This is a genomic window from Diaphorobacter sp. JS3050 (assembly GCF_013154915.1).
Classification (GTDB): Bacteria; Pseudomonadota; Gammaproteobacteria; order Burkholderiales; family Burkholderiaceae_C; genus Diaphorobacter; species Diaphorobacter nitroreducens.
Genome location: NZ_CP053553.1, coordinates 1,503,242 through 1,526,771 on the forward strand (window position 1 = coordinate 1,503,242; position 23,530 = coordinate 1,526,771).

A 23,530-nucleotide genomic window follows, 5' to 3' on the forward strand; every position below is an offset into this window, starting at 1 on the left:
GTGCGTACACCGGACAAGGCGACGGACCATGCCCCGCAAAGACCCGCTGGCGGCGTACAAGCAAAAGCGCAACTTTGCCGTGACGCCAGAGCCCGCGGACGGCGGAGCGCAGTCGCAGGCGCTGCAGTACGTGATCCAGAAGCACTGGGCCAGCCGCCTGCACTACGACCTGCGCCTGGAACTGGACGGCACCATGAAGAGCTGGGCCGTACCCAAGGGCCCCAGTTACGACCCCGCGGACAAACGCATGGCCGTGCAGGTGGAAGACCACCCGATTTCCTACAACCAATTCGAAGGGCAGATCCCGCCGGGCCAATACGGCGCGGGGCGGGTCATCATCTGGGACCGCGGCTATTGGGTGCCGCAGGGCAATCCGCGCGAAGACTACCGCAAGGGGAAGCTCAAGTTCGAGATCCACGGTCACAAATTGCATGGTCACTGGACCCTGGTGCGTATGCATGGCCGGGACGACGATAAGAAACCCCCCTGGCTGCTGATCAAGGAGCGCGACGGGCTGGAGCGTGCGGCCGAGGAGTTCAACGTGGTGGACGAAATGCCCGACAGCGTGGCAGACCAGCCGCCGGTTGCGCCACCAGCGCGCGCATTCGCTCAGAGGGCCGGGCCCGCGCAGATTCAGCCTCCCACGGCAGCGGCGGTGCCGTGGACATCCGCGCCCACGGCACCGCTGCCTGACCAGCTATCCCCGCAACTCGCCACGCTGGTGGACGGACCGCCGGCCGAGCTTTCGCAGTGGCTGTGGGAGCTCAAGTTCGACGGCTATCGCATGCTGGCGCGGGTTCAGCGCGGCAAGGCACGGCTGTACACCCGTAACGGCAACGACTGGACCTCGAGGATGCCCGCCCTGGCGCAAGCGCTGGCCGCCTTGCCGCTGTCCTCTGCATGGATCGACGGCGAGGTGCTGGTGCTGGACGCCCAGGGTGTCCCCGACTTCCAGGCGCTGCAGAACGCGTTTGACGGGCGATCGACCGACGCGCTGGTCTTTTACGCCTTCGACTTGCCTTTTGCGCACGGGCGCGATCTGAGGCAACTGCCCCTCACTGAACGGCGCGCGCTGCTGCGCAGCGTGCTGCAGCCAGCCTCCTCAGACCGTGTGCGGTTCAGCGAATCGTTCGAAGCCCGGCCGGCGGACCTGGTGGCCTCGGCCTGCCGGCTGGGATTTGAAGGGGTGATCGGCAAGCGCAAGGACAGCGTGTATGCCTCCCGCCGCAGCACGGACTGGATCAAGCTCAAGTGCAGCCATCGGCAAGAGTTCGTCATCGGCGGATACACCGACCCGCAGGGCTCACGCACAGGGATCGGTTCACTGCTGCTGGGCGTGCATGACGAGGGCGGTGCCCTGCGCTATGCCGGCAATGTGGGCACGGGTTTCAGCGAGCGCGTCCTCGCGGACCTGGCCCGGCGGCTGGGCGCTTTGCGCACCCAGGACAGCCCGTTTGCCCAGCCGCGCTCCATCCCCCGCAAGGTGCATTGGGTGAGGCCCACGCTGGTGGCGGAGGTTTCCTTCGCCGAATGGACGAAAGAGGGCAAGGTGCGCCACGCCGTGTTCCGCGGGTTGCGCGACGACAAGCCCGCCGCCGCCATCGTCCACGAGGAGCCTGCGCACCTGCAGGGGGCTGCGCCCAGCCGCGCCGCGCGCGTGGGGGGGCTGCAGGTGACAAGCCCGGCGCGCGTGGTCGATCCCTCCACGGGGTTCACCAAGCTTGATCTGGTGCGGTACTACGCCACGGTAGCGCCCCTCATGCTGCCCCACCTGCAGGGGCGGCCCGTATCCCTGCTGCGGGCGCCGCAAGGTCTGGAGGGCGAGCTCTTCTTTCAAAAGCACCTGGACACGGGGACATTGGACGGGGTGAGTGCGCTGTCACCTGACCTGGATCCTGGGCACCCGCCGCTGCTGGAAGTGGCCACGGCGCAGGGCCTGCTGTCGGCCGCGCAGATGAACACCGTCGAGTTTCACACCTGGAATGCTCGCAAGGACCGGATCGAGCGGCCCAACCGCATCACCTTCGACTTGGATCCGGGCGAGGGCGTGCCGTGGGCGCACGTGCAAGAGGGCGCAGCGCTCGTGCGCTTGATGCTCACCGAGCTGGGCCTGCCATCGTTCCTTAAGACCAGCGGCGGCAAGGGGCTGCATGTGGTGGTGCCCATCAAGCGACTGCACGGCTGGGATACCGTGAAAGACTTCAGCCAAGCCGTGGTGCAGCATCTGGCGCGCACCCTGCCGCAGCGTTTCGTGGCCAAGAGCGGGCCCCGCAACCGCGTGGGAAAGATCTTTGTGGACTACCTGCGCAATGGCTTTGGCGCCACCACGGCCTGTGCGTGGACGGCGCGCGCGCGGCCGGGCATGGGCGTGTCCGTGCCCGTCGCCTGGCAGGAACTGGACGCCCTCACGGGTGGCGCCCACTGGACGGTGCAGACCGTGGACCGGCGCTTGAAGACCGGCAACGGCCCCTGGTCGGGCTATGACGAGGCTGCCGTGTCCATCGGGCCGGCGATCAAGGCGCTTGGGGAAAAACGCCACGCATAGCCCTGGTGCCCTGCAAGCACTCAGGGTGAGGGGAAGGCATACAAGCGGTTAGGCGGCCCTCATTGAACCTGGTTGCTTCCTGTATCCTTTGAATCGCCCCGGTCATCGGCCGGGGCCATTTCTTTTCGCTGCGCGTGTGCCCGGCCACCGGTGGTCGCGGGCCTGCGTGTCTAGGGCCTGTTCACACTATTTTTGCCAGATGCGTTGCGATCAAAAAGGGCCAGGCGCAAGGCGCCAAACGAAGCTGGGGTGCTACCCCAGCGAGGCTTGGCAACGCCGCGAATGGCCCTTTTTGATCGCAACCCGGAGGGAACGGAGTGAAAACCGCGCCATTCGTCGTTGCCCTCCTAGCCAAGGCCCCGGCCTTGGCGTCGTCACGCGCCTAGATTGGCGCGGTTTTCACGCCATTCGCACTGGCAAAAATAGTGTGAACAGGCCCTAGTGTGGTGTCTCAAAAATAGATAGAACTATTTTGACCGGTGTTGGTCGAATCAGCTTCCTTATAGGAGACTACGCTGATGGCCCACCCTGGACGCCCCGCCACGAAGCTGCAGATCACCGATGCCGAGCGCGCAGAGCTGCATGCGCGACTGCGCGTACGCAAAGCGCCCGAGGACGAGAAGCTGCGCATGCGAATCGTGCTGGGCTGCGCAGATGGGGAGTCGGGCACCATGATTGCCCAACGCTTGGGCACGACGGTGCAAACTGTCTCCAAGTGGCGGCGGCGCTACCGGGCGTATCGTCTGGCGGGTTTGACCGATGCCCCGCGCGCTGGCCGCCCGCGCAGTGTGGGCGACGAGCAGGTTCAGCTCATTGTGGACAAGGTTCGCCAGAGCAAGCCTGACAACGCCACGCACTGGAGCGTGCGCCAGATGAGTCGGCACGCTGGCGTATCGCCCGCGACGGTGCAGCGCATCTGGCATGCCTTTGGGCTGAAGCCGCACCTGCAAGAAACCTTCAAGCTATCGACGGATCCCCATTTCGTGGACAAGGTACGGGATGTGGTGGGGCTGTATATGGCACCACCCGATCGCGCCTTGGTGCTGTGCGTGGACGAGAAGAGCCAGATCCAGGCTCTGGATCGCACCCAACCAGGGTTACCACTGACGTTTGGCAAACCCAGCACGCGCACGCACGATTACAAGCGCCATGGCACAACGTCGCTGTTTGCAGCGCTGGATGTGGCCACTGGCAAAGTCATAGGACAGCTCAAGCGCCGTCACCGCAGTGTGGAATTCCTGCAGTTCCTCAAAGCCATCGATGCAGCGGTGCCAGGCGAACAAGACATCCACCTGATCATGGACAACTACGGCACGCACAAGACGCAGGCAGTGCGGGCCTGGCTAGCAGCCCATCCTCGCTACCACGTTCACTTCACGCCCACCTCAGCGTCCTGGCTCAATCTGGTCGAGCGTTTCTTTAGCCAGATCAGCGAGCAGTGGATCAAGCGCAGCGCCCACACCAGCGTTGCTCAGCTGGAGCAATCCATACGGGAATACATTGATCGTCACAACGAGGATCCCAAGCCGTTCGTGTGGCATAAAAGTGCGGACACCATCTTGGCATCTGTGGCGCGGGCAGCGAGTACCATTATTTGATGATTACTTTTGAGACACCACACTAGTGGCAATCCTTCGTTCAAAGACTTCAACATGTCCCTTGATTTCCACGGCCGTGTGGCCATCGTGACGGGTGCGGGTGGCGGCCTGGGCCGTCAGCATGCTTTGGCGCTGGCAGCGCGTGGCGCCAAGGTGCTGGTCAATGACCTTGGCGGTGCCGTGGACGGCAGCGGCGGCTCGGTGTCCGCCGCGCAGGCCGTGGTGGACGAGATCCGCGCCGCAGGCGGCGAGGCGCTGGCCAACGGTGCGTCGGTGACCGATTTCGCGGCCGTGCAGGCCATGGTGCAGCAGGCCATGGACGCGTGGGGTCGCGTGGACATCCTGGTCAACAACGCCGGCATCCTGCGCGACAAGTCGTTTGCCAAGATGGACATGGCGGACTTTGCCCTCGTGGTCCAGGTCCACCTCATGGGCGCGGCCCATTGCTGCAAGGCGGTGTGGCCGCACATGCAGGCGCAGAACTATGGGCGCATCGTGATGACGACGTCCTCCACGGGCCTGTACGGCAACTTCGGCCAGGCCAACTACGGCGCGGCCAAGCTGGCCCAGGTGGGGTTGATGCAGACGCTGGCGATCGAAGGGGCCAAGTACGGCATCCATGTGAACGCCTTGGCACCCACGGCCGCCACCCGCATGACCGAGGGCCTGATGCCCGAGGAAGTGCTGGCTGCCCTCCAGCCCGAGGCGGTGGTACCCGCCATGCTGGTGCTGGCGCATGAGAGCGCGCCCACGCGCACCATTCTGTGTGCAGGCGCGGGCACATTCGAGGCCGCGCACATTACGCTCACCCAGGGCATCCACCTGGGACAAGGTGCCGATGTGCCGGAGCAATTGGCCGCGCGCCTGGCCGAGGTGACGGCCCGCGGAGCGGGTGAGCAGGTGCCGCAAAGTGGCGCCGCACAGGGCACGAACGAGGTGGCGCAGGCCATGGCTGCTGCGCACCGCTGACATGGCCTGCCCGGGGCGGTGCTGCCCGGCTGCTACCGTACCAAGAGCGACCGTGCCGAGGTCGGTGGCAGTTCCCCGGCGGCGGGCCGGCGCTTGATGTGGGCGCAGGCAGGCCGCAGCGCGGCGTGCTAAGTTCCGACCCCACCTCAAAAAAGATGGAACAACCACCACCATGAGCACACTCCCACAGCGAATCGCAGCCCTGTCCGCCGACCGGCTGGCAGGCATGCGCCGCGGCATCGAGAAGGAGGGGCTGCGCGTGCTGCCCACGGGCGCCCTGGCGCTCACACCCCATCCGGTGGCGCTGGGCTCGGCCCTCACGCACCCTTGCATCACCACGGACTACAGCGAATCGCAGATCGAGCTCATCACCGGTGCCCACCGCACGGTGCAGGAATGCCAGGATGAACTGACCGAGATCCACCAGTTCGTGCACCGCGTGCTGCAGCAGCAGCCGGGCGGCGAGATGCTCTGGGTGTCCAGCATGCCCTGCATGCTGCCCACGGACGAGACCATTCCGTTGGCGCGCTACGGCTCGTCCAATCCGGGGCGCGCCAAGAGCGTGTACCGCATGGGCCTGGGCCACCGCTACGGCCGTCGCATGCAGACCATCTCGGGCATCCACTACAACTGGTCGCTGCCGGGTGTGGGCAGCGACGAATACTTTGCGCTGATCCGCAACTTCCGCCGGCATGCCTTTGTGCTGCTGTACCTGTTTGGCGCTTCGCCCGCGCTGTGCCCCTGCTTCGTCGAAGGGCGCCAGCATAGTCTGCAGCCGCTGGGCGATGGCAAGCGCGCGCTGTACCTGCCCCATGCCACCTCGCTGCGCATGGGCCGCCTGGGATACCAGAGCGATGCCCAGGCCACGCTGGCGGTCAGCTACAACGGCCTGCAGGGCTATGCCGACTCGCTGCACGAGGCGCTCACGCGGCCTTATCCGGCCTACGAGGCAATCGGCGTGCGCAATCCCGGTGGCGACTACAACCAGCTGGGCACCAGCCTGCTGCAGATCGAGAACGAGTTCTACGGCACCATCCGGCCCAAGCGCACCGTCCACAGCGGCGAGCGCCCGTTGCACGCGCTGCGCGAGCGCGGCGTGGAGTATGTCGAGGTGCGCCTGATGGACCTGGACCCGTTCGTGCCCGTGGGCATCACCGCCGACACCATGCGCCTGCTGGACGTGTTCCTGCTGCACTGCCTGCTGTCGGACAGCCCGCCCGACACGCCAGCCGAGATCGCAGAACTCAAGAACAACCAGCACCTGGCGGCCGAGCGCGGGCGCGAGGCCGGCCTGCAGCTCATGCGCCGCGGCCAGCGTGTGCTGCTGACCGATTGGGCCGCCGAGGTGCTGGCCGAATGCGCGCCCATCGCCGCCACGCTGGATGCCGCCCACGGCGGCGAGGCTTATGCGCACGCGCTGACGGCGGCCCAGGCGACACTGGCGGCCCCGCACTCCACACCGTCCGCGCGCGTGCTGGCCGAGCTGCAACAGCAGCATGACAACGACTTCACCGCCTTCGCACTCGCGCATTCCCAGTCGGCGCGGGACATCCTGATGGGGCAGCCCTGGAGCGAGTCGCAGCAGGCGCGCTACCAGGCGCTGGCCGAGCGGTCGCTGGAGGAGCAGCGGGCCATTGAAATGGCAGATGACCTGCCGTTCGAGGCGTGGCGCGAGCGGTTCATGGCGGTCGAGCAGTTGGGGTAGTTTTTTGAGGGCGGCGCTTATGGCGTAAGCGCAGCCAGCTATTCTTTTTGATGTTGCTGCGCGGGGGCGCATAACCTGGTCGGCACCCAAGCATTCGGCGGCAAACTCAAAAACGATAGCTATCCGCGCTTGCCCCACAAGCGCAAAGCCCCATTTAGCCCTTCAGATCACCCCTTGCGCGCCATTGCCGCCGACCGGATGCCATCCAGCGTTCCCGTGGGTGTGATCGCCTGCGGATCGATCAGGCAGTGCAGCACGCTCGGCAGCCCGCTCGCCCGTGCGCGTGCCAGTGCCGGGGCGAAGTCTTCGGTGCGCTCCACGCGCTCGCCGTGCCCGCCGAAGGCCTGGGCATAGGCCTTGAAATCGGGGTTCTTGAGCTGTGTGGCGCTGATGCGTCCGGGGTACTCGCGCTCCTGGTGCATGCGGATGGTGCCGTACATGGCGTTGTCCAGCAGCACCACTATCAGCGGCAGGCCGTACTGCACGGCGGTGGCGAACTCCTGGCCGTGCATCAGAAAGTCGCCGTCGCCCGCAAACACCACCACCTCGCGCTCGCGCCACAGGCGCTTGGCGCCCACGCCGGCCGGCAGGCCGTAGCCCATCGAGCCGCTGGTGGGGGCCAGTTGGCTCGCATAGGTGGTGAACGGCCAGAAGCGGTGCACCCAGGTGGCGAAGTTGCCCGCGCCGTTGCAGAAGATGGTGTTGGCGGGCAGCACCGCGCGCAGGTGCTGCATCACCTCGCCCATCTGCAGCTTGCCGGGGATGCGGATGGGCGCCGGGTCGCTCCAGGCAAGATACTCGGCGCGCGCAGCCTCGGTGTGCGCGGTCCAGCGCGGCTCGGCCGCGGGGCGCAGGCTGGCCAGTGCGGCGGCCATGGCCTGCGGCGTGGCGTGGATGGCCTGCACCGGGCGGTAGAGTTTGCCAAGTTCGTCGGCGTCGGCATGCACATGCACCAGCGGCTGCGCCGGCACGGGAATGTCGAACAGCTCGTAGCCCTGCGAGGGGATCTCCGACAGCCGCCCGCCCAGCACCAGCACCAGGTCGCTCGCGCGGATGCGCGCCAGCAGCTGGGGGTTGACGCCCAGGCCCAGGTCGCCCGCGTAGCTGGCGTGGTTGGCCGGGAACAGCATCTGCCGGCGGAACGAGCAATACACCGGCAGCCGCCAGGCGCTGGCAAAGGCCTGCATGTCGCGCACCGCCTGGTCGGACCAGCGGCTGCCGCCCACGATGACCACCGGCCGCTCGGCCGCCTGCAGCCGCGCCGCCAGTGCCTGCAGTGCGGGCGCGCCGGGGTAGGTCTCGGGCACGGTGTAGGGCAGGGCATCGGCCACCTGCACGGCATCGGTCAGCATGTCCTCGGGCAGGGCCACCACCACGGGGCCGGGGCGGCCCGAGGTGGCGACGTGGAATGCGCGCGAGACCAGCTCCGGCACGCGCCGCGCATCGTCGATCTGCACCACCCACTTGGCCATGGTGCCGAACACGGCGCCGTAGTCCAGCTCCTGGAACGCCTCGCGCCCCAGCGCACCGCGCGCCACCTGGCCTACGAAGACGATCAACGGCGTCGAATCCTGGTGCGCGATGTGGATGCCCGCCGATGCGTTGGTGACCCCCGGCCCGCGCGTCACGAAGCAGATGCCCGGGCGGCCGGTCAGCTTGCCCTGCGCCTCGGCCATCATGGCCGCGCCGCCCTCCTGGCGGCACACGGTGACGGCGATGTTGGCGTCGTGCAGGGCGTCCAGCACGGCCAGGTAGCTCTCGCCCGGCACGCAAAAGAGCTGCTGCACGCCGTGCACGATGAGCTGCTGGACGAGGATCTGCCCGCCCGTGCGGGATGCGGCGGTGGAGGTAGCGGTGTGCGGCATGGAGGTCCAAGAGAAGGCGAAGCTGCAAATATCGCCCAGCCATGCGCGCTTGCATAGCAAAAAAGCGGAACGACTTGTTGCTTAAATCGCATCAAGTGGCAATATCCCGTCCCAGCCCTGCCTGCCGCCAGCGCTTATGGATCAAGCGCTGACGCCTTATGCGTTACCACAAGCCTTGGTCGGGTTCATTCTTTGACTGCATGAATTAACGCCATGTTTCGCAAACTCTTCCTGCCGCCCGTGGCCGACCTGCTCGCCTTTGAGGCCGCCGCGCGCCACGCCAGCATCTCACGTGCGGCGGAGGAGCTGCACCTCACGCAAAGCGCCGTCTCGCGCCAGGTGCGCCAACTGGAGGCACAGCTCGGTCAGGCCCTGTTCACCCGGGTGCGCCAGCGCGTGGTGTTGACGGATGCGGGGCGCCTGTACGCCGCCGACGTACGCGCCGTGCTGCAGCAGCTCGGTGCCGCCACGCAGAAGGCCATGGCCCTGGCCGATGGCGGCGGACTCCTGCACCTGGCGGTGCTGCCCACGTTGGGCGCGCGCTGGCTGGTGCCGCGCCTGCCTGCGTTTGCCGCGCTGCACCCGGAGCTGACGGTGAATCTTTCTGCCCGTGGCGAGCCTTTTGACTTCGCCCAGGAACCGTTCGATGCCGCTATCCACTACGGTGCGCCCCACTGGGCCGGCGCCGTGTGCGACTACCTGCTGCACGAAGAAGTGGTGCCGGTGTGCAGCCCCGCGCTGCGCACCCGTCACCGCATCGAGACCCCTGCCGACGTGGCCGGCCTGACCCTGCTGCACCAGACCACGCGCCCCATGCTGTGGGCCGACTGGTTCGAGCAGGAGGGCGTGCCCGCGCCCCAGGCCCTGCGCGGCCCGCGCTTCGAGCAGTTCGCCATGATCGCCCAGGCCGCCATCTCCGGCCTGGGCGTGGCCCTGCTGCCGCGGTTTCTGATGGAGGAGGAATTGGCGAGCGGCGCGCTGGTGGAGCTGCCCGGTGGCGTGCTGACCAGCAGCGATGCGTACTACCTCGTGGTGCCGCTGGCGCGTGCAGAGTCGGCGGGGGTGAAGGCCATCAGGGCGTGGCTGCGGGAGGTGGCGGGCCAGCAGGAGCGGGGCCGCGTTGGTGGATGAGCGCATGGTGCGCACTGCGGGCGGACACCTTCCCTGGCAATAGCGGTCAAGCGTCGCCGGACCGTTTCATGCCTGCGGCCAGGGCGGCCAATGCCAAAGATGCCAGGACCGCCAGTGTGGCGGAGAGCCAGAGCGCCGCGCCGCCCCAGCGCTCCACGGCCAGCCCGAACAGGAACGGCGCCCCGGCCTGCACGATGCGCGCGGGCACCATCAGGAACCCCTGCCGCTGCCCATAGCCTTGTGCGCCGAAGATCAGCAGCGGCAGGGTGCCGATGGCAATGGTCAGGATGCCGTTGCCGAGCCCGTGCAGCACGGCGAACGCGGGCGCCGCGTGGCTGCCCAGCAGCATCAGCAGTACGACGCCCAGCGGATGCGCCAGCGTGGCCAGCCGCGCTGACAACAGCGGATGCGACCGCTTGAGTACGGTGAATTCGACCCATCGCCCCGCGACCTGGGCCGGCCCCACCAGCGCCGCAATGCCGATCGCGCCAGCCAAGGCCACGCCCGAAGCCTGCAGGACCTGCGGCAGATGCGCCGCCATCGCGGTGCTGTTGAACCACGCAATGGCAAATACGCAGGCCATGAGCACGGCCGCACGCCGCCGGGCCGGTGCTAGGCTTGCCGCTGCCTGTGGATGAGGGCTCCCTGCCGCAGCGGCCTGCGCACCGGCCGAAGCGGCCGGCGCGGCCGTGGGCAGCATCGCGTTCAGCGGCAGGCCGATGAGCAGATGCAGCGCCGCCCATGTCAGGCAGGCCTGCCGCCAGCCGAACGCCGACTCCAGGGAGGCCGTCAATGGCCAGCCGATCGTGCTTGCAAAGCCTGCCAGCAAGGTGATGCCGGTGATCGCCCGCCGGGCGTCCTGGCCATGCAGGCGGACCACGGTGGCGAACGCGGCTTCGTAGAGGCCGCTGCCCATGGCCAGGCCCATCAGGGCCCAGGCAGCAAAGACATGGGCGGGCTGTGAGGCCAGGCTGAGCGCCGCGAGCCCTGCGGCAAACACCAGGTTGCTGACGACCAGTACCGGCCGCCCACCAGCCCGGTCAATGGCGCGCCCCGCCCAGGGGCCGGTTGCTGCGGCAACCAGCAGCGCCATCGAGAACGCCCCAAACACCGCCGACGAGGACATGCCGACGTCTCGCCCCATCGGCGCGGCCACCACGGCCGGCAGGTAGTACGACGACGCCCACGCCAGTGTCTGGGCCACGCCCAGCATCAACGTGGTGGTGGTTCTACGCTGCACGCTTTGCACCCGCGTCGTACCAGCCCTTGGATGAATTCACGACTTTGACGACCAGCAGCATCACCGGCACTTCGATGAGCACGCCCACCACCGTGGCCAGCGCCGCGCCCGACTCGAAGCCAAACAGGCTGATGGCGGTGGCCACGGCCAGTTCAAAGAAGTTGGATGCGCCAATCAGGGCGGACGGGCAGGCGACCGCGTGCTTTTCACCCGCCGCGCGGTTGAGCCAGTAGGCCAGCGCCGAGTTGAAGAACACCTGGATCAGGATGGGCACGGCCAGCAGTGCGATGACCAGGGGCTGGCGCAGGATGGCCTCGCCCTGGAAGGCGAACAGCAGCACCAGCGTGAGCAGCAGCGCCGCAATGGACCACGGCCCGATGCGCTGGAGTGCCGCATCGAACGCGGCCTGCCCCCGTGCCAGCAAGGCGCGCCGCCACCACTGGGCCAGCACCACCGGAATGACGATGTACAGCACCACCGAGGTGAGCAGGGTGTCCCATGGCACCGTGATGGCCGACAGGCCGAGCAGGAAGGCCACCAGCGGCGCGAACGCCACGATCATGATGCTGTCGTTCAACGCGACCTGGGACAGCGTGAACAGGGGGTCGCCGCCGGTCAGGCGGCTCCACACGAACACCATGGCCGTGCAGGGGGCGGCGGCCAGCAGGATCAGGCCGGCGATGTAGCTGTCGAGTTGGTCCGCAGGCAGGTAGGGGGCAAACCACTGGCGGATGAACAGCCACCCGAGAAAGGCCATGGAAAACGGCTTGACCAGCCAGTTCACAAACAGGGTGACCCCGATGCCGCGCACGTGGTGCCGCACCTCGCCCAGGGCGGAGAAGTCCACCTTGAGCAGCATCGGGATGATCATCACCCAGATGAGCAGCCCCACCGGCAGGTTCACGCGGGCCACCTCCCACGACCCAATGGTCCGCGCTGCACCGGGAAACGCCTGGCCCAGCCCGATGCCTACCACGATGCACAGCAGCACCCACACGGTGAGATAGCGCTCGAACACGCTCATGGGAGCGCCTGCCGCGCGTTGGGCGGTGGTTTCGCACTGGGTACTCATTTCATTTCCCTGCGAGTTCGCGGGCGCTGGTCTGCAATACCGCTTTCTCCAGCTTGTCGGCGGGCAGGTTGATCAGCAGGTCCAGGCGGCGCTTGATCAGGTGCAGCGTCTGGCGGAAGGCTTCCAGCTTTTCTGAATCAGGCGCGTCGCCTTCGGAAGGATCGGCGAAGCCCCAGTGCGCCGTTGCGGGGTGCCCGGGCCAGATCGGGCAGACCTCTCCCGCGGCGTTGTCGCACACAGTGATGATCAGATCCATCGTGGGCGCGCCTGGGGCGGCAAACTCATCCCAGCTCTTGCTGCGCAAGCCCTCGGTGGAGACGCCTGCCTTTTGCAGGACCTGCAGGCCCAGGGGATGCGGCTGCTGGTTGTCGCGCGGGCTGCTGCCGGCAGACCAGGCCTTGAAGCGCCCGCCTGCCATGGCGTTGAGCAAGGCCTCGGCCAGGATGCTGCGCGCGGAGTTGTGCGTGCAGAGAAAAAGAACGTTCAAGGGCGTCGTCATGAAGGACCTTCAGCGGATCAGCAGCAGGTGGATGAGGAAGTGGCGGGCCCGCAGCAGGGCGCCTTGGATGCCGTGGCCGCAGGCGCCTTTGGCGCGCAGCACGCGCCGGCGGCAGCCGTTGGGCTGGACTCGTTGAACATGGGAATGTCGCCGAGCGTGTGAAAGTGCTCCCACGCGATGCCCTGCGGGTCGGTAACCCAGTGCTTCTCGCTGCGCGCATAGCAGCAGGTGGTGGCGCCTTCGTCGAGCAGGGCCATGTCGGCCGATGCGGCCCTGGCCTTCAGTTCTGACAGTTCGGCGGCGTCGTCCACCTGAAAGCCCAGGTGATCCAAGCCTGGGGAGGTGCCCCGCGTGGAGATCGCGAAGTTGACCCGCGGATCGTCGAGCATCCACTTCGCGTAATCGGCCTCCACGCGAGCGGGCTCAGCCGCGAAGAGCTGGGAGTAGAAACGGATGCTCTGGGCCAGGTCTTCCACATGCAGGTGGACATGGAATCGCTTCATGGGTTCTCCTTCAAAAGTGGGTCAACAGTCGCAGCTCTTTGCTGTCTCCGCCAGGCAGGACGCGCCCTGGCAGCAGTTCTCCGTGAGGTAGCCGAGCAGATCGTCCATCGTGTCGAAGGAGGCCCGGTAGATCAGGTTGCGCCCCTGACGCTCCTGGCTGACGAGGCCGGAGTGCACGAGCTCCTTGAGGTGAAAGGACAGGGTGTTGGGTGCTACCGCCAGTTGCTCGCACAACGAGCCCGGTGTGAGTCCCTCTGCGCCGGCCACGACCAGTGCGCGAAACACCCGCAGGCGTACTTCTTGGGCCAACGCTGCGAGGGAGCGGATGACATCGATTTCTTGCATAAAACGACTATACAACGATAATGGAAGTATTGTAAATTTCTTTGGCGCAACATTACGCATGCCTGAGGCACGCCCTTATCCCAGCCCATACGGTGCATTGACCACGAACGCCTATGCCATCTCACTTCACCCTTCTGGACGCGCCCACCAAGTATTTGTTCTTCACCGGCAAGGGTGGGGTCGGCAAGACCTCGGTGTCCACGGCCGTCTCCATCGCCTTGGCAGACGCGGGCAAGAAGGTTCTATTGGTCAGTACCGATGCGGCGTCGAACCTTGATGAAATGCTCGGCATTGCGCTGTGCAACCATCCTGTTCCTGTGCCGGGGGTTCCGGGTCTGATGGTCCTGAACATCGATCCGGAAGCCGCGTCGCAGAACTACCGTGCCCGCGTCATTGAACAGATGGGCACACAGGCTACGGCTGAGGAGGTGGACCTCGTGCGCGAGCAGCTCTCGGGTGCCTGCACCACCGAGATCGCCACCTTCGATGAGTTCTCTCAACTTCTGTCGGAGGGAGGGCGGGATTTCGACCATGTCGTGTTCGATACCGCCCCCACGGGCCATACCTTGAGGCTTCTCAGCCTGCCCAAGGCATGGAGCGGGTTCCTCAAGGGCAATGACCGCGGAGCATCCTGCCTGGGGCCGCATTCGGGGTTGAAGATGCAGGAGCAGCTTTTCAACCGGGCGCTGGCATCCCTGAACGACGCTTCGCTCACCACCATTGTTCTGGTGGCGCGGCCTGAGGCGGGAGCGCTCAACGAAGCCGCCAGGTCTTCAGACGAACTGCGTGAGTTGGGCCTTTCCCACCAGCGCCTGGTGATCAACGCGGTTTTCAAGGCGCAAGACCCTCGCGATGCCGTCGCCCTGGCCATCGAGGCTCTGGGACAGGAGGCCATGCAGGAGATGCCGCAGGCGCTGAAACGTCTGGCGGCCGACGAGATTCCCATGCGGCCCGTCGATTCCGTGGGGCTGCAGGCGCTGCGGGCGCTGCTGTCGCCATCACCGACCGAGGTGCCTGCGGCAGTCCTGGACGCGCCCGACTTCGCGCACCAGAAACTGTCCGCGCTGGTGGCGGAGCTGGCGCGGGGTGAGCGTGGATTGATCATGGTGATGGGCAAGGGCGGCGTGGGCAAGACCACCATTGCCGCCGCGATCGCCCTGGGACTGGTCAAGCTCGGCAAGTCCGTGCACTTGAGCACCACGGACCCCGCCGCCCATTTGGCGGTGACGCTCGACGGCGAGGTCCCGGGCCTGACCGTCGGGCGCATTGACCCCAAAGCAGAGACCCAGAAATACGTGGACAAGGTCGTTGCCGCCAAGTCGGCCGGCATGACCCCGGCGGAGAAGGACCTGTTGATGGAAGATCTGCGTTCTCCATGCACGGAGGAAGTGGCGGTCTTCCATGCGTTCTCGCATGTGGTGTCTCAGGCCCGCAGTGCGTTCGTGGTGCTCGACACCGCGCCCACGGGCCACTCGCTGCTGCTCATGGATGCCACGGGCGCCTACCACCGCCAGATGGTGCGGGAGTTCGAAGGCAAGGCGTCGGGGCGCATCACCACCCCCTTGATGCGGCTACAGGACCCTGACTACACCAAGATCATTCTGGTGACGCTGCCCGAGGCCACCCCGGTGTCGCAGGCCGCCGCGCTGAAGGAAGACCTGCAGCGGGCCCGGATCGGCACCTTTGCCTGGGTGGTCAACAAGTCACTGTTGGCCAGCAACACCCGCGATCCCCTTCTTCAGGCCCGGTTGAACAGCGAGAGGCGGCAGATGGAGCGGGTTCAAGCATTGGCGCAAGGCCGGTTCTATCTGATTCCCTGGGCGGCGACCCCGCCCGTGGGCGCAAAGGCGCTGGGGGATCTGCTGGAGCCTTGACCTGCAGAGGCGGCCCTTCCTGGCATGCAAGAGCCTCGCGGCCCGCGGCACACATTCAGCCCCGATGCAGCGTCAGCAGGAGCCCCCGCCGGGCTGCGCCAGCGCGCCCTGCGCATCTTCGCACCACCACTGCGCCGCCGCATAAAAGCCCTCCCACACGCACCCGTTGCACCCGCGCCCGCAGCAGGTGGTGGGCTCAGGCGGCGGTGGGCGCAGCGCTACACCGGCGTGGGCGGCCTGCGCCTGCAGGGCGGCGAAGCGCTGGCGGGTGGCTTGCAGCATGAAGGTGACGGGGCCTTACCGGCGCCCGCGCCAACGGACCAAACCGTAGCGCGCCAGAAAGGCGCAGCCCAGCACCAGCGCGAACCACCCCACGACGTGGCCCTGGGCCATCATCTCGCGCACGTCGGGCGAGCGGGCAATGTAGGGGGCCAGCAGGATGATCACGCCAACGAGCGCGCACACCGCGCCCTTGAGCAGCAGCTCGGAATCTTGTTTGCGCTGGGAGAAAGAGGGCATGGCGGCGATTATCCTTGGCGGCTTCGCAAGCCCCATTCGTGAAAGTACACAGTCCATGGCCATCCAGTGGTTTCCCGGTCACATGCACCTGACGCGCAAGGCGATCGGCGAGCGCATCAAGGACATCGATGTGGTGATCGAGCTGCTGGATGCGCGCTTGCCCGGCTCCAGCAGCAATCCGCTGCTGGCCGAGCTGACGGGCCATAAGCCCGCGCTGAAGGTGCTCAACAAGCAGGACGTGGCCGACCCGGCGCGCACGCCGGCGTGGCTGGCCTGGTACAACGCGCGGCCCGGCACGAGCGCGATTGCGCTGGATGCGTCCGACGCCGCGCCCGCGCGCCGGCTCATCGACGCGTGCCGGCAGCTTGCGCCCAACCGGCGCGGCCTCTCCAAGCCCATGCGGGTACTGATCTGCGGCATTCCCAACGTGGGCAAGTCCACGCTGATCAACACCTTGTCCGCCAAGCGCGAAGCCAAGACGGGCGACGAGGCCGGCGTGACCAAGCAGGAGCAGCGCATCGTGCTGGACGATGACTTTTACCTGTGGGACACGCCCGGCATGCTGTGGCCGCGCATCACCGTGCCCGAAAGCGGCTACAAGCTCGCCGCCAGCGGCGCCGTGGGGCGCAATGCGTACGACGAGGAAGAAGTGGCGCTGGAACTGTTGGCCTACCTCAAGCAGCACTACGCACCGCTGCTGGATGCGCGCTACAAGCTGGGGCTGGACGCGGCGGCCATCGCCGCCAAGCACGACGACGAACTGCTGGAGCTGATTGCCAGGAAGCGCGGCGCGGTGATGAGCGGCGGGCGCCTCAACCTGCAAAAGGCCGCCGAGATCGTGCTCACCGACCTGCGCAGCGCAGCGCTGGGCCGTGTGACGCTGGAGACGCCGGCCGAGTTCGAGGCCTGGCTGGCCGACGCCGAGGTGCAGGAAAAGGAACGCGCCGCGCGCAAGGCCGAGCAGCTGCGCCGCAACGAGCGCCGCGCGCGCAACGCCCCGCGGGACGAGGACTGATCAGGGCCAGGTTCGCTCGCAGGATCTGCGCAGTTCACAGGCCCTAGGGCCTGTTCACACTATTTTTGCCAGATGCGTTGCGATCAAAAAGGGCCAGGCGCAAGGCGCCAAACGAAGCTGGGGTGCTACCCCAGCGAGGCTTGGCAACGCCGCGAATGGCCCTTTTTGATCGCAACCCGGAGGGAACGGAGTGAAAACCGCGCCATTCGTCGTTGCCCTCCTAGCCAAGGCCCCGGCCTTGGCGTCGTCACGCGCCTAGATTGGCGCGGTTTTCACGCCATTCGCACTGGCAAAAATAGTGTGAACAGGCCCTAGGCCAGCACCGGATCGCAGCGCACCTCGGTGGTGACCGAGTTGGCGATGAAGCACTGTTCATGCGCCTCATGGTGCAGGGCATGCAACTGTTCGTGCGTGGGCTGCGGGTCGCCGCCAAAGCGCACCGCCGGGCGCAGCGTGACCACGGTCATGGCCATGCGGCCTTGGGCGTTGCGGGCCATCACGCCCTCGGCTGCGTCGCGGTAGTCGTCCACGCAAAAACCCTGCCGCGCGGCGATGGAGAGGAACCACAGCATGTGGCAGCTCGACAGTGCGGCGACGAAGGCTTCCTCCGGGTCCACGGCGGCCGCGTCGGACCAGGGCAGCGGCACGACGTGGGGCGACGAGGAGCCGGCCAACTGCGCGCCACCGTCAAAGCGCAGCAGGTGGCGGCGGCTGTAGCGGTTCTTGAGGAAGTCCTGCGGCGTGGCGTCGCGCGTCCAGGTGATTTCGGCGTGGTAAATGGCCATGGTGGTGTTTGAGTGAAAAATGCCTCTAGCGCCCGCCTGTCAAGCGCGAGCAGCTATGGATATTGAAGCAACGCACGCGCTGCCCCTACCAGGCCAGCGGGCTGGATGCATCCGCCCAGAAGATGAAGCGCCGCAGCTCCGCATAGCGCGACGTGCTGAGCAGGGCCGGGTCGGTGCCGCTGCCCTTGCGCAGCAGCACCAGGTAGCCGCTGGCGCTGCCCACGGCCAGGGTGTGGCCGTCGGGCGCTGCGGCGATCGCCAGGATGGCGCCGCCGATGTGGTGGCGCCAGAGGGCCGTGCCGTCCTCGGCCAGGCCGTGCAGATCGCCCTGTGCGTCGCCCTCCACACGCAGGCCATGGGCGGTGGCGGCGGGGCACGATGCAGGCAGGTTTGGCGGTGCGGCCGTGGGGCTCAGCGCCCACGCATCGACACTGATCCGCCACCACGCGGGTGCTTGCGTGGGATGCACGGGCTCCGTGCGGGCCAGCAGACGGCCATCTTCCAGCCACTGCAGGGCGTCCACGGCGTGGCCGGTGCGCGCGGCGTGGTGGGCATAGACATGGGGCGCGAAGGCAAAGCGCCGGTGAAAGCGTGCGGACAGGTCGCCGTCGGCCAGCGCGTGTACAGCGCGTGCCAGTTGCAGCACGGCGCCAGCCTGGGGGCCGCGCGGGTCGGTGGGCTGCGCAGGCATGAAATGCACAGGGGCGGGCAGCGGTACGGTCGCCGGGGGCGTGCCGGCTGCCGCGGCACCGGGCGCCACACCACGGGCGGGTACAGCATCGCCTACCGCTGCGGCCGCCACGGCAGCGGCCGCCGCAGCGGATGACGCCGCGGGTTCCGTGCCGTGCTCCAGGGCCGCCGCGGCATCAGCGGCGTCGGCCTGCCGCAGCCAGTGCTCCCGCACGCGGGCGGCGTGGGCCCGGCCGTGGGCCTGCCAGTCGTGCGACAGCGCCATGAGGACGGGCCCGAACACCTCGGCGTCGGCCTCGTGCGGCGCGAAGGGCGGCAGGCGGGGCAGGGGCGGGGCATCGCCGGACAAGCCGCTGGAGTGCAGCGCCTGTTGCTCTTGTGCATGGGCGGCGTGCAGGCGCTGCTCCAGCGTGGTGAACAGCTCCAGCAGGTGCTGCATGTGCTGCACGGCGTGGTTGGGCAGCGGCGTGCGCGGATCGCTCTGGCGCTGGCTGTAGCTGATGCGCAGGCCGTTCGGGTGGGCCGTGCCCTGCGGCAGGGCATCGCCGGGCGTCAGGTCGATCTGGTAGCAGGCATGTGCGTCGTCCTCGGGGTCGCCGGCGCGCTCGCTGCCGTTGCGCCAGCTGAACTTGAGCGCCCGGCCCCATGAATGGCCCCCCTGCTGGCCGGGCTGGCGCGCGCCGATCCACACGTCGCCCTCCCACCAGCCGTTGCGCTCGGGGTCGCTCCATGTGTTGTAGCGGGTGGTGAATACGGGCAGCAGCGTCAGCGCCTCGATGCGCGCGGGGGTGAGCGTGGCATGCAGCCGCTCGCGCACGGGCCGGCCGGCGCGGCGCTGGCCCTCGGCCAGGCGCCAGTAGGCCAGCACCTCGCGCCAACCCTCTCCGCAGGCGGCCAGCGCGCCGGCTGCCGCGTCGTCCGGACCAGCCTGTGCGGCGAGCGGTTGCCATGCGCCGGGCTGGCCGGCGCTGTCGTAGGCGCGGTATTGGCGCACCAGGCCGTCCGCGCCGGGGGCGGAGGCGGGATGCCAGAGCGCAACCGCGCCCAGGCCTGCGCCAGCGCGTGGGTAGGTGCGCTCTCGGCCGGGGCAGGGCGAGCCAGAAGTCCCAGCGCTTCCAGAGAGTGATGAACAGGGCGTCGTGGTAGGCGTCCTGGTCTTCATCCACGTGGCTGCGCGTGAGCAGAAAGTCCGTCTGCCCGAACCAGCCGGCTGCCTTGTGCTGGCTCTTGTCGGGCAGGGCCGCCTGGAGCAGCCGCCGCAGTTGCGCCGCGTCCATCGCATCGCCTGCGCACAGTCCGTGGTCCACCGGCAGCCCGGGCTCTTTGGACAGAGCCGGCTCGACCGCGCTGGCAGGCGGAGGCACGAATGAAGAGGGGCTGGGCATGGCAAAGGCGCACGGTTGTGTGGCGCATGGTAGCGCCGACACCGCTGCGCCATCAATGTGCGGCCCGTGGGCCCCTACGGGCCATGGCTGGGCCTGGGTTCTGCCGTTGTGGCGGGCAGCGCGGGGCCTTGCCGAGCGGGGCCCGCACGCGGGAGGGGCTACAGCACGATCTTGCCGTCGGCGACATACAGCTCGTACTGGTCGCGCGGCAGGGCGGTGAGGCCTGCGGTGTTGTTGTCGTCGCGCCAGCTCAGCGTGACGCTGTCGGTGGCGAAGGTGAGTTCCACCGGTCCTTCCGGAATGGCAATGGGCATGCCGTCTCCTTCCCGGTAGGTGACGTGGCCTTGGATGGTGGCTTGCTGGGGCATGTGCGTGCTCCTGGGTCGTTGCGGTCAAAAGGGGGACGGGTGCCCCCTATCGCATTACAGGCCATCCTGCGGAGTGTCGGCTGTCAGACCAGCGCGCGTTTTGCGCCGCAGGCGTTTGCGTCGAGCCGGAGGCTGGCCCGGGTCCGTCGGGGCGGCGCGCTGTGCCAGAGGAATCACCCACAGCACCACCACTGCCAGCAGCGTGCCCAGGATGGCCGTGCTCTCACGCCCCAGGCCCGCGGCCACGCCGATGGCGGCCGTGAGCCAGATGCCGGCCGCGGTGGTCAGGCCCTTGACCTGGCCTTCCGCGTCGCCCTTCAGGATGGTGCCCGCACCCAGGAAGCCGATGCCGGCGATCACCCCTTGCAGCACACGGCTGTTGTCCGCCGGGGCAATGCCCGCCTGCTGCGCGACGAGCACGAACAACGCGGCGCCCATGGCCACCAGCATGTGGGTGCGCATGCCTGCGGCCTTGCCGGCCTGCTCGCGCTCCCACCCCAGCAGGCCGCCCAGCAGCGCGGCCACGCCCATGCGCAAGACCACCCGCGTGGTTTGCTGGGGGTCGCCAATGTCCGAGAACTCGTGGGCGGCCACGGCCAGGGCGTCAGCCCACCAGCTGGTCATGGCGTGCCAGGCCTGAAGACCAGGCGAGAAAGGGGCAAAGCGGGGAGGAAAGCGTGGGGCGCTGCACGGTGCATGGCCGCCAGTGTGAAGCGCGCAGGCCGGGGTGGGCAGCGGCGGCCGCCGCTCCTGCGGGTAGGACACGGCCGGGTGGCGGGATGCTCCGAAAAGCTGCAGGGCGTTAGATAAAAATTGGCCGTTAGCGCTTGCTAAGTAAGCGCTACAAGCTACTCTTTTGGTAGCGCGTCTTCGATGTCCTGCTGCCAGGGCAGGGTCCAGATGTGTTGCTGCCAATCCGGCGCCGCGTCCGCGTTTGGCTGCGGGGGTGCGCTGTCGGTGGTGGATGTTCTGGCAGCGGGCCACTGCAATCCACTGTGCAGCGTGACCAGGCGGCCGTCTGCGGGGTGGGGCAGGCTGAGCTGCCACGCATGCAGCCACAGGCGGTGCAGGCCGAGGCGCTGTGCCCACCAACGGTTGAGCGGCCCCTTGCCGTGGGTGGCGTCACCCAGGATGGGGTGGGCCAGATGCTTGAGGTGGCGGCGGATCTGGTGGCGGCGCCCCGTGGTCGGCTCGGCCCGCACCAGCGATGCGCGCGTCGTGGCAAAGCGGGGGTCGCTGCATTCGGGCAGCTCCAGCCGCGCCAGGCGCATGAGGCGCGTGTGGGCAGGCTGGGTGGGGGCGTCGGGCGGCGCGTCGTCGGGGCGCAGCGGGTGGTTCACTTCGGCCTGCGCCGGCGCCCAGCCGCGTACCAGCGCCAAGTATTGCTTGCGCACGGCATGCCGGGCGAAGGCGTCGGCCAGGGCCCGCGCGGCGGCGGGGTGCAGGGCCATGACGAGCACGCCGCAGGTGCCCTTGTCCAGCCGGTGCACGGGGTAGACGTGCTGGCCGATCTGGTCGCGCAGCGCCTGCATCACGAAGCGCGTTTCGCCCGCATCCAGTCCTGTGCGGTGCACCAGCCAGCCCGCCGGCTTGAAAACGGCCACCATGTGCGCGTCCTGCCACAGCAGGCGCAGCGGAGGGTGCGCGGGCGTCAGGGGTTGCGCCCCGGGGTGAGCTGGATGGTACTCAGGCCCGAATGGGGCGGGTCCTGCTGCGAGGTGAGCCAGTACACCCACAGGCCGCGCAGCCACGCGCCCATGTAGATGATGGACACGGCAAAGATGCCCCACTGCTCGGCCTTCCACGAGGCGTAGAACCAGAACGGCTGCCCCAGCAGCCCGAAGATGCAGGCCCAGCGGCGCAGCGCCGTTCTGCGCGCCTGCGACAGCCAGGCGGCGGTGGCACCCAGCAGGGCGATGGCGATCTGGTCAAGTCCCATGGTGATGTGGCCGTTGCGTGGTGGTAGGGTGTTAACTGGATGTTTGTACAGCCATGATAGCAGTGGCGGGGGCTGCAGCGGCCAGGAGCCCCCGCAGGCGACGCGGGCGCGCTACGCCTTGGCGGTGGAGAGGGGCGTGCCGGGGAGTCGGTCGCGCCGGGCGATGAATTCGCGGGCCGCCTGGGCGCGCAGGGTGGCCCGGCCCAGCCCGGTGATGGTGATGACGCGTGCGGAGCGTACGGATTCGCCTTCGCCGGGCAGTTCAGCCTGCACCATGCCCGCGGCGCGCAGGACACGCAACTTGTCCACCTCTGCCTCACCGACGACGGGGGCGGGAAACTGGTCCCGCTGCGCAAGTTGACGGAGAAGTTCCATGGGCATGTGACTGGCTCCCGGTGCTGCGCCGCGCAAACGGTGCGGCGGACGGGGTTATTGTGGCCCCTGGGGCGAGGCCGGTACAACAAAGGCCCCGTTCACAAGTGGGCAGTTCGGCGCCGTGCGCTGACCGACAATCCCGCCATGACTGTGTCTTCGCGCTCCACCTTCCTGCCCCTGTCGCTGCTGGCCGCGCCGCAGCGGGACGACCCGCACCCGCTGGTGCTGTACCACGGCCGCTGCGCCGACGGTTTTGCCGCCGCGTTGGCCGCCTGGCGCTTTTATGGCGGTCAGGTCGAATGCCTGGGGCTGACCCACGGGCAGGTGGCTACCGTGGACGACCTGCCGCCGCTGCAGGGGCGGGCCGTCTATGTGCTGGACTTTGCGTTTGCGCCCGACCTGCTCGCCGCCATCGACGCGCGTGCCGCCCGGCTGGTGCTGCTGGACCACCACAAGAGCGCGGCCGAGCAGTTGGAGGGCTTTGCCTGCCGCTGCGGGGGCCTGCACTTCGACATGGGCAAGTCTGGCGCGCGCCTGGCGTGGGAGTTCTTCCACCGTGACGCACCACTGCCCGCCCTGGTGCGCCACGTGGAAGACCGCGACCTGTGGGCCTGGCAGTACCCCGACACCGCGGGCTACGTGGCGGCGCTGGACATGGAGCCATTCGACTTCGCCCGTTGGCAGCAGATCGCTGACTTCACGCCCGCCGAGACGGCGGCCTTCGTCGCGCGCGGGCAGGCCATGGACGAGAAGTTCCGCCATTTGGCGCAGGACGTGGCGGGCGGCGCACAGCCGCTGGTGTTCAACGGCGAGGCCGGGCTGATGGTGAACGCGCCCGGCGCCTTCCACAGCCTGGTGGGCGAGTTGCTGTCGCGCCAGAGCGGCACCTTCGCGCTGATGTGGGTGGTGGGCAAGGACGGGCAGGTCAAGGTGGGCCTGCGCTCGCAGCGCGGCTACGACTGCTCGCCCCTGGCCGTGAGCATGGGCGGCGGCGGCCATGCCCAGGCCTGCGGCTTTCGCCTGCCTGGCGAGCGGCTGGCGCAGTTGCTGTCAGGTGTGTTCCAGGCCGACGAAACGGGTGCGAGTTCCTAGCCAAAATGGCCAGTAG

23 protein-coding genes are annotated in these 23,530 nt (G+C 68.0%); 8 read left to right on the forward strand and 15 right to left on the reverse strand.

Translation table 11 applies throughout. The annotated features are described in order from the left end of the window. Positions 1 to 28: 28 nt before the first annotated feature. From ligD to gshA, 4 genes are all read left to right on the forward strand, one after another. A complete protein-coding gene (gene ligD, locus HND92_RS07390; protein WP_172206635.1) occupies positions 29 to 2,545 on the forward strand; it encodes a DNA ligase D in 2,517 nt (838 codons plus the stop codon). A 518-nt stretch (positions 2,546 to 3,063) separates the two neighbouring features. After that, entirely contained in the window at positions 3,064 to 4,143 is a 1,080-nt protein-coding gene (locus HND92_RS07395) for an IS630 family transposase (protein WP_005801445.1), read from the forward strand. Between the two features lie 54 nt (positions 4,144 to 4,197). Beyond that, the gene (locus HND92_RS07400) at positions 4,198 to 5,112 is read left to right on the forward strand and encodes an SDR family NAD(P)-dependent oxidoreductase (protein ID WP_172206636.1); all 915 of its coding nucleotides are present in this window, start codon (positions 4,198 to 4,200) and stop codon (positions 5,110 to 5,112) included. 172 nt (positions 5,113 to 5,284) lie between these two features. Next, complete coding sequence (gene gshA / locus HND92_RS07405) at positions 5,285 to 6,817, forward strand: glutamate--cysteine ligase (protein WP_172206637.1); 1,533 nt, start codon at positions 5,285 to 5,287, stop codon at positions 6,815 to 6,817. Between the two features lie 167 nt (positions 6,818 to 6,984). Here gshA and HND92_RS07410 read toward each other — a convergent pair whose 3' ends face one another. After that, the gene (locus tag HND92_RS07410; protein WP_172206638.1) at positions 6,985 to 8,682 is read right to left on the reverse strand and encodes a thiamine pyrophosphate-binding protein; all 1,698 of its coding nucleotides are present in this window, start codon (positions 8,680 to 8,682) and stop codon (positions 6,985 to 6,987) included. Between the two features lie 213 nt (positions 8,683 to 8,895). On the opposite strand from HND92_RS07410, the gene HND92_RS07415 reads away from it, so the two are divergent. Then, positions 8,896 to 9,813, forward strand: coding sequence for a LysR family transcriptional regulator (locus HND92_RS07415; protein WP_172206639.1), 918 nt, complete (start codon positions 8,896 to 8,898; stop codon positions 9,811 to 9,813). 46 nt (positions 9,814 to 9,859) lie between these two features. Here the strand turns inward: HND92_RS07415 and HND92_RS07420 are convergent, their stop codons facing one another. The 5 genes from HND92_RS07420 to HND92_RS07440 are packed head-to-tail and all read right to left on the reverse strand — an operon-like array spanning position 9,860 to position 13,472. Next, complete coding sequence (locus HND92_RS07420; protein ID WP_172209195.1) at positions 9,860 to 11,026, reverse strand: MFS transporter; 1,167 nt, start codon at positions 11,024 to 11,026, stop codon at positions 9,860 to 9,862. Between the two features lie 16 nt (positions 11,027 to 11,042). Continuing rightward, positions 11,043 to 12,125 (reverse strand): ACR3 family arsenite efflux transporter, encoded by a 1,083-nt coding sequence (gene arsB, locus HND92_RS07425; protein ID WP_172206640.1) that lies wholly within the window; start codon positions 12,123 to 12,125, stop codon positions 11,043 to 11,045. A 1-nt stretch (position 12,126) separates the two neighbouring features. Beyond that, positions 12,127 to 12,624: an arsenate reductase ArsC gene (locus HND92_RS07430; protein WP_015912967.1), complete on the reverse strand. Its 498-nt coding sequence runs from the start codon at positions 12,622 to 12,624 to the stop codon at positions 12,127 to 12,129. A 17-nt stretch (positions 12,625 to 12,641) separates the two neighbouring features. Then, positions 12,642 to 13,127, reverse strand: a complete 486-nt coding sequence (locus HND92_RS07435; protein ID WP_103737526.1) for an ArsI/CadI family heavy metal resistance metalloenzyme — start codon at positions 13,125 to 13,127, stop codon at positions 12,642 to 12,644. Between the two features lie 21 nt (positions 13,128 to 13,148). Then, entirely contained in the window at positions 13,149 to 13,472 is a 324-nt protein-coding gene (locus tag HND92_RS07440; RefSeq protein WP_015912969.1) for a helix-turn-helix transcriptional regulator, read from the reverse strand. A gap of 113 nt (positions 13,473 to 13,585) precedes the next feature. Between HND92_RS07440 and arsA the strand changes: the two genes are divergently transcribed. Continuing rightward, a complete protein-coding gene (arsA, locus tag HND92_RS07445; protein ID WP_172206641.1) occupies positions 13,586 to 15,346 on the forward strand; it encodes an arsenical pump-driving ATPase in 1,761 nt (586 codons plus the stop codon). A 72-nt stretch (positions 15,347 to 15,418) separates the two neighbouring features. Here the strand turns inward: arsA and HND92_RS07450 are convergent, their stop codons facing one another. Further along, the gene (locus tag HND92_RS07450) at positions 15,419 to 15,628 is read right to left on the reverse strand and encodes an oxidoreductase-like domain-containing protein (protein WP_172206642.1); all 210 of its coding nucleotides are present in this window, start codon (positions 15,626 to 15,628) and stop codon (positions 15,419 to 15,421) included. 15 nt (positions 15,629 to 15,643) lie between these two features. Continuing rightward, on the reverse strand, positions 15,644 to 15,865 hold the full coding sequence (locus tag HND92_RS07455) for a hypothetical protein (protein WP_172206643.1): 222 nt from the start codon (positions 15,863 to 15,865) through the stop codon (positions 15,644 to 15,646). Between the two features lie 55 nt (positions 15,866 to 15,920). On the opposite strand from HND92_RS07455, the gene ylqF reads away from it, so the two are divergent. Further along, positions 15,921 to 16,880, forward strand: coding sequence for a ribosome biogenesis GTPase YlqF (gene ylqF, locus HND92_RS07460; RefSeq protein ID WP_172206644.1), 960 nt, complete (start codon positions 15,921 to 15,923; stop codon positions 16,878 to 16,880). Between the two features lie 311 nt (positions 16,881 to 17,191). Here ylqF and HND92_RS07465 read toward each other — a convergent pair whose 3' ends face one another. The 7 genes from HND92_RS07465 to HND92_RS07495 all read right to left on the reverse strand — a co-directional run bounded on the left by HND92_RS07465 (position 17,192) and on the right by HND92_RS07495 (position 22,422). Next, positions 17,192 to 17,665, reverse strand: coding sequence for an OsmC family protein (locus HND92_RS07465; protein ID WP_011805708.1), 474 nt, complete (start codon positions 17,663 to 17,665; stop codon positions 17,192 to 17,194). An 85-nt stretch (positions 17,666 to 17,750) separates the two neighbouring features. Further along, positions 17,751 to 19,349 (reverse strand): hypothetical protein, encoded by a 1,599-nt coding sequence (locus tag HND92_RS07470; RefSeq protein WP_253940114.1) that lies wholly within the window; start codon positions 19,347 to 19,349, stop codon positions 17,751 to 17,753. Positions 19,350 to 19,898: 549 nt separating this feature from the next. Beyond that, the gene (locus HND92_RS07475; protein WP_011805706.1) at positions 19,899 to 20,108 is read right to left on the reverse strand and encodes a hypothetical protein; all 210 of its coding nucleotides are present in this window, start codon (positions 20,106 to 20,108) and stop codon (positions 19,899 to 19,901) included. A 54-nt stretch (positions 20,109 to 20,162) separates the two neighbouring features. Then, a complete protein-coding gene (locus HND92_RS07480) occupies positions 20,163 to 20,732 on the reverse strand; it encodes an MgtC/SapB family protein (protein ID WP_172206645.1) in 570 nt (189 codons plus the stop codon). Between the two features lie 224 nt (positions 20,733 to 20,956). After that, on the reverse strand, positions 20,957 to 21,715 hold the full coding sequence (locus tag HND92_RS07485) for a pseudouridine synthase (RefSeq protein WP_253940115.1): 759 nt from the start codon (positions 21,713 to 21,715) through the stop codon (positions 20,957 to 20,959). Between the two features lie 44 nt (positions 21,716 to 21,759). Then, the gene (locus tag HND92_RS07490) at positions 21,760 to 22,047 is read right to left on the reverse strand and encodes a hypothetical protein (protein WP_011805703.1); all 288 of its coding nucleotides are present in this window, start codon (positions 22,045 to 22,047) and stop codon (positions 21,760 to 21,762) included. Between the two features lie 111 nt (positions 22,048 to 22,158). Beyond that, a complete protein-coding gene (locus HND92_RS07495) occupies positions 22,159 to 22,422 on the reverse strand; it encodes a hypothetical protein (protein ID WP_231403416.1) in 264 nt (87 codons plus the stop codon). Positions 22,423 to 22,566: 144 nt separating this feature from the next. Here HND92_RS07495 and HND92_RS07500 point away from each other — a divergent pair, with 144 nt between their 5' ends. Next, on the forward strand, positions 22,567 to 23,514 hold the full coding sequence (locus HND92_RS07500) for a DHH family phosphoesterase (RefSeq protein WP_047351103.1): 948 nt from the start codon (positions 22,567 to 22,569) through the stop codon (positions 23,512 to 23,514). The last annotated feature ends 16 nt before the right edge of the window (positions 23,515 to 23,530 follow it).

Excerpts from the sequence above, each read along its gene's own strand:
- ligD (WP_172206635.1), top strand. The coding sequence starts at position 29 with ATGCCCCGCAAAGACCCGCTGGCGGCGTACAAGCAAAAGCGCAACTTT.
- HND92_RS07395 (WP_005801445.1), top strand. The coding sequence starts at position 3,064 with ATGGCCCACCCTGGACGCCCCGCCACGAAGCTGCAGATCACCGATGCC.
- HND92_RS07400 (WP_172206636.1), top strand. The coding sequence starts at position 4,198 with ATGTCCCTTGATTTCCACGGCCGTGTGGCCATCGTGACGGGTGCGGGT.
- gshA (WP_172206637.1), top strand. The coding sequence starts at position 5,285 with ATGAGCACACTCCCACAGCGAATCGCAGCCCTGTCCGCCGACCGGCTG.
- HND92_RS07410 (WP_172206638.1), bottom strand. The coding sequence starts at position 8,682 with ATGCCGCACACCGCTACCTCCACCGCCGCATCCCGCACGGGCGGGCAG.
- HND92_RS07415 (WP_172206639.1), top strand. The coding sequence starts at position 8,896 with ATGTTTCGCAAACTCTTCCTGCCGCCCGTGGCCGACCTGCTCGCCTTT.
- HND92_RS07420 (WP_172209195.1), bottom strand. The coding sequence starts at position 11,026 with ATGCTGGGCGTGGCCCAGACACTGGCGTGGGCGTCGTCGTACTACCTG.
- arsB (WP_172206640.1), bottom strand. The coding sequence starts at position 12,125 with ATGAGTACCCAGTGCGAAACCACCGCCCAACGCGCGGCAGGCGCTCCC.
- HND92_RS07430 (WP_015912967.1), bottom strand. The coding sequence starts at position 12,624 with ATGACGACGCCCTTGAACGTTCTTTTTCTCTGCACGCACAACTCCGCG.
- HND92_RS07435 (WP_103737526.1), bottom strand. The coding sequence starts at position 13,127 with ATGAAGCGATTCCATGTCCACCTGCATGTGGAAGACCTGGCCCAGAGC.
- HND92_RS07440 (WP_015912969.1), bottom strand. The coding sequence starts at position 13,472 with ATGCAAGAAATCGATGTCATCCGCTCCCTCGCAGCGTTGGCCCAAGAA.
- arsA (WP_172206641.1), top strand. The coding sequence starts at position 13,586 with ATGCCATCTCACTTCACCCTTCTGGACGCGCCCACCAAGTATTTGTTC.
- HND92_RS07450 (WP_172206642.1), bottom strand. The coding sequence starts at position 15,628 with ATGCTGCAAGCCACCCGCCAGCGCTTCGCCGCCCTGCAGGCGCAGGCC.
- HND92_RS07455 (WP_172206643.1), bottom strand. The coding sequence starts at position 15,865 with ATGCCCTCTTTCTCCCAGCGCAAACAAGATTCCGAGCTGCTGCTCAAG.
- ylqF (WP_172206644.1), top strand. The coding sequence starts at position 15,921 with ATGGCCATCCAGTGGTTTCCCGGTCACATGCACCTGACGCGCAAGGCG.
- HND92_RS07465 (WP_011805708.1), bottom strand. The coding sequence starts at position 17,665 with ATGGCCATTTACCACGCCGAAATCACCTGGACGCGCGACGCCACGCCG.
- HND92_RS07475 (WP_011805706.1), bottom strand. The coding sequence starts at position 20,108 with ATGCCCCAGCAAGCCACCATCCAAGGCCACGTCACCTACCGGGAAGGA.
- HND92_RS07480 (WP_172206645.1), bottom strand. The coding sequence starts at position 20,732 with ATGACCAGCTGGTGGGCTGACGCCCTGGCCGTGGCCGCCCACGAGTTC.
- HND92_RS07485 (WP_253940115.1), bottom strand. The coding sequence starts at position 21,715 with ATGGTGGCCGTTTTCAAGCCGGCGGGCTGGCTGGTGCACCGCACAGGA.
- HND92_RS07490 (WP_011805703.1), bottom strand. The coding sequence starts at position 22,047 with ATGGGACTTGACCAGATCGCCATCGCCCTGCTGGGTGCCACCGCCGCC.
- HND92_RS07495 (WP_231403416.1), bottom strand. The coding sequence starts at position 22,422 with ATGGAACTTCTCCGTCAACTTGCGCAGCGGGACCAGTTTCCCGCCCCC.
- HND92_RS07500 (WP_047351103.1), top strand. The coding sequence starts at position 22,567 with ATGACTGTGTCTTCGCGCTCCACCTTCCTGCCCCTGTCGCTGCTGGCC.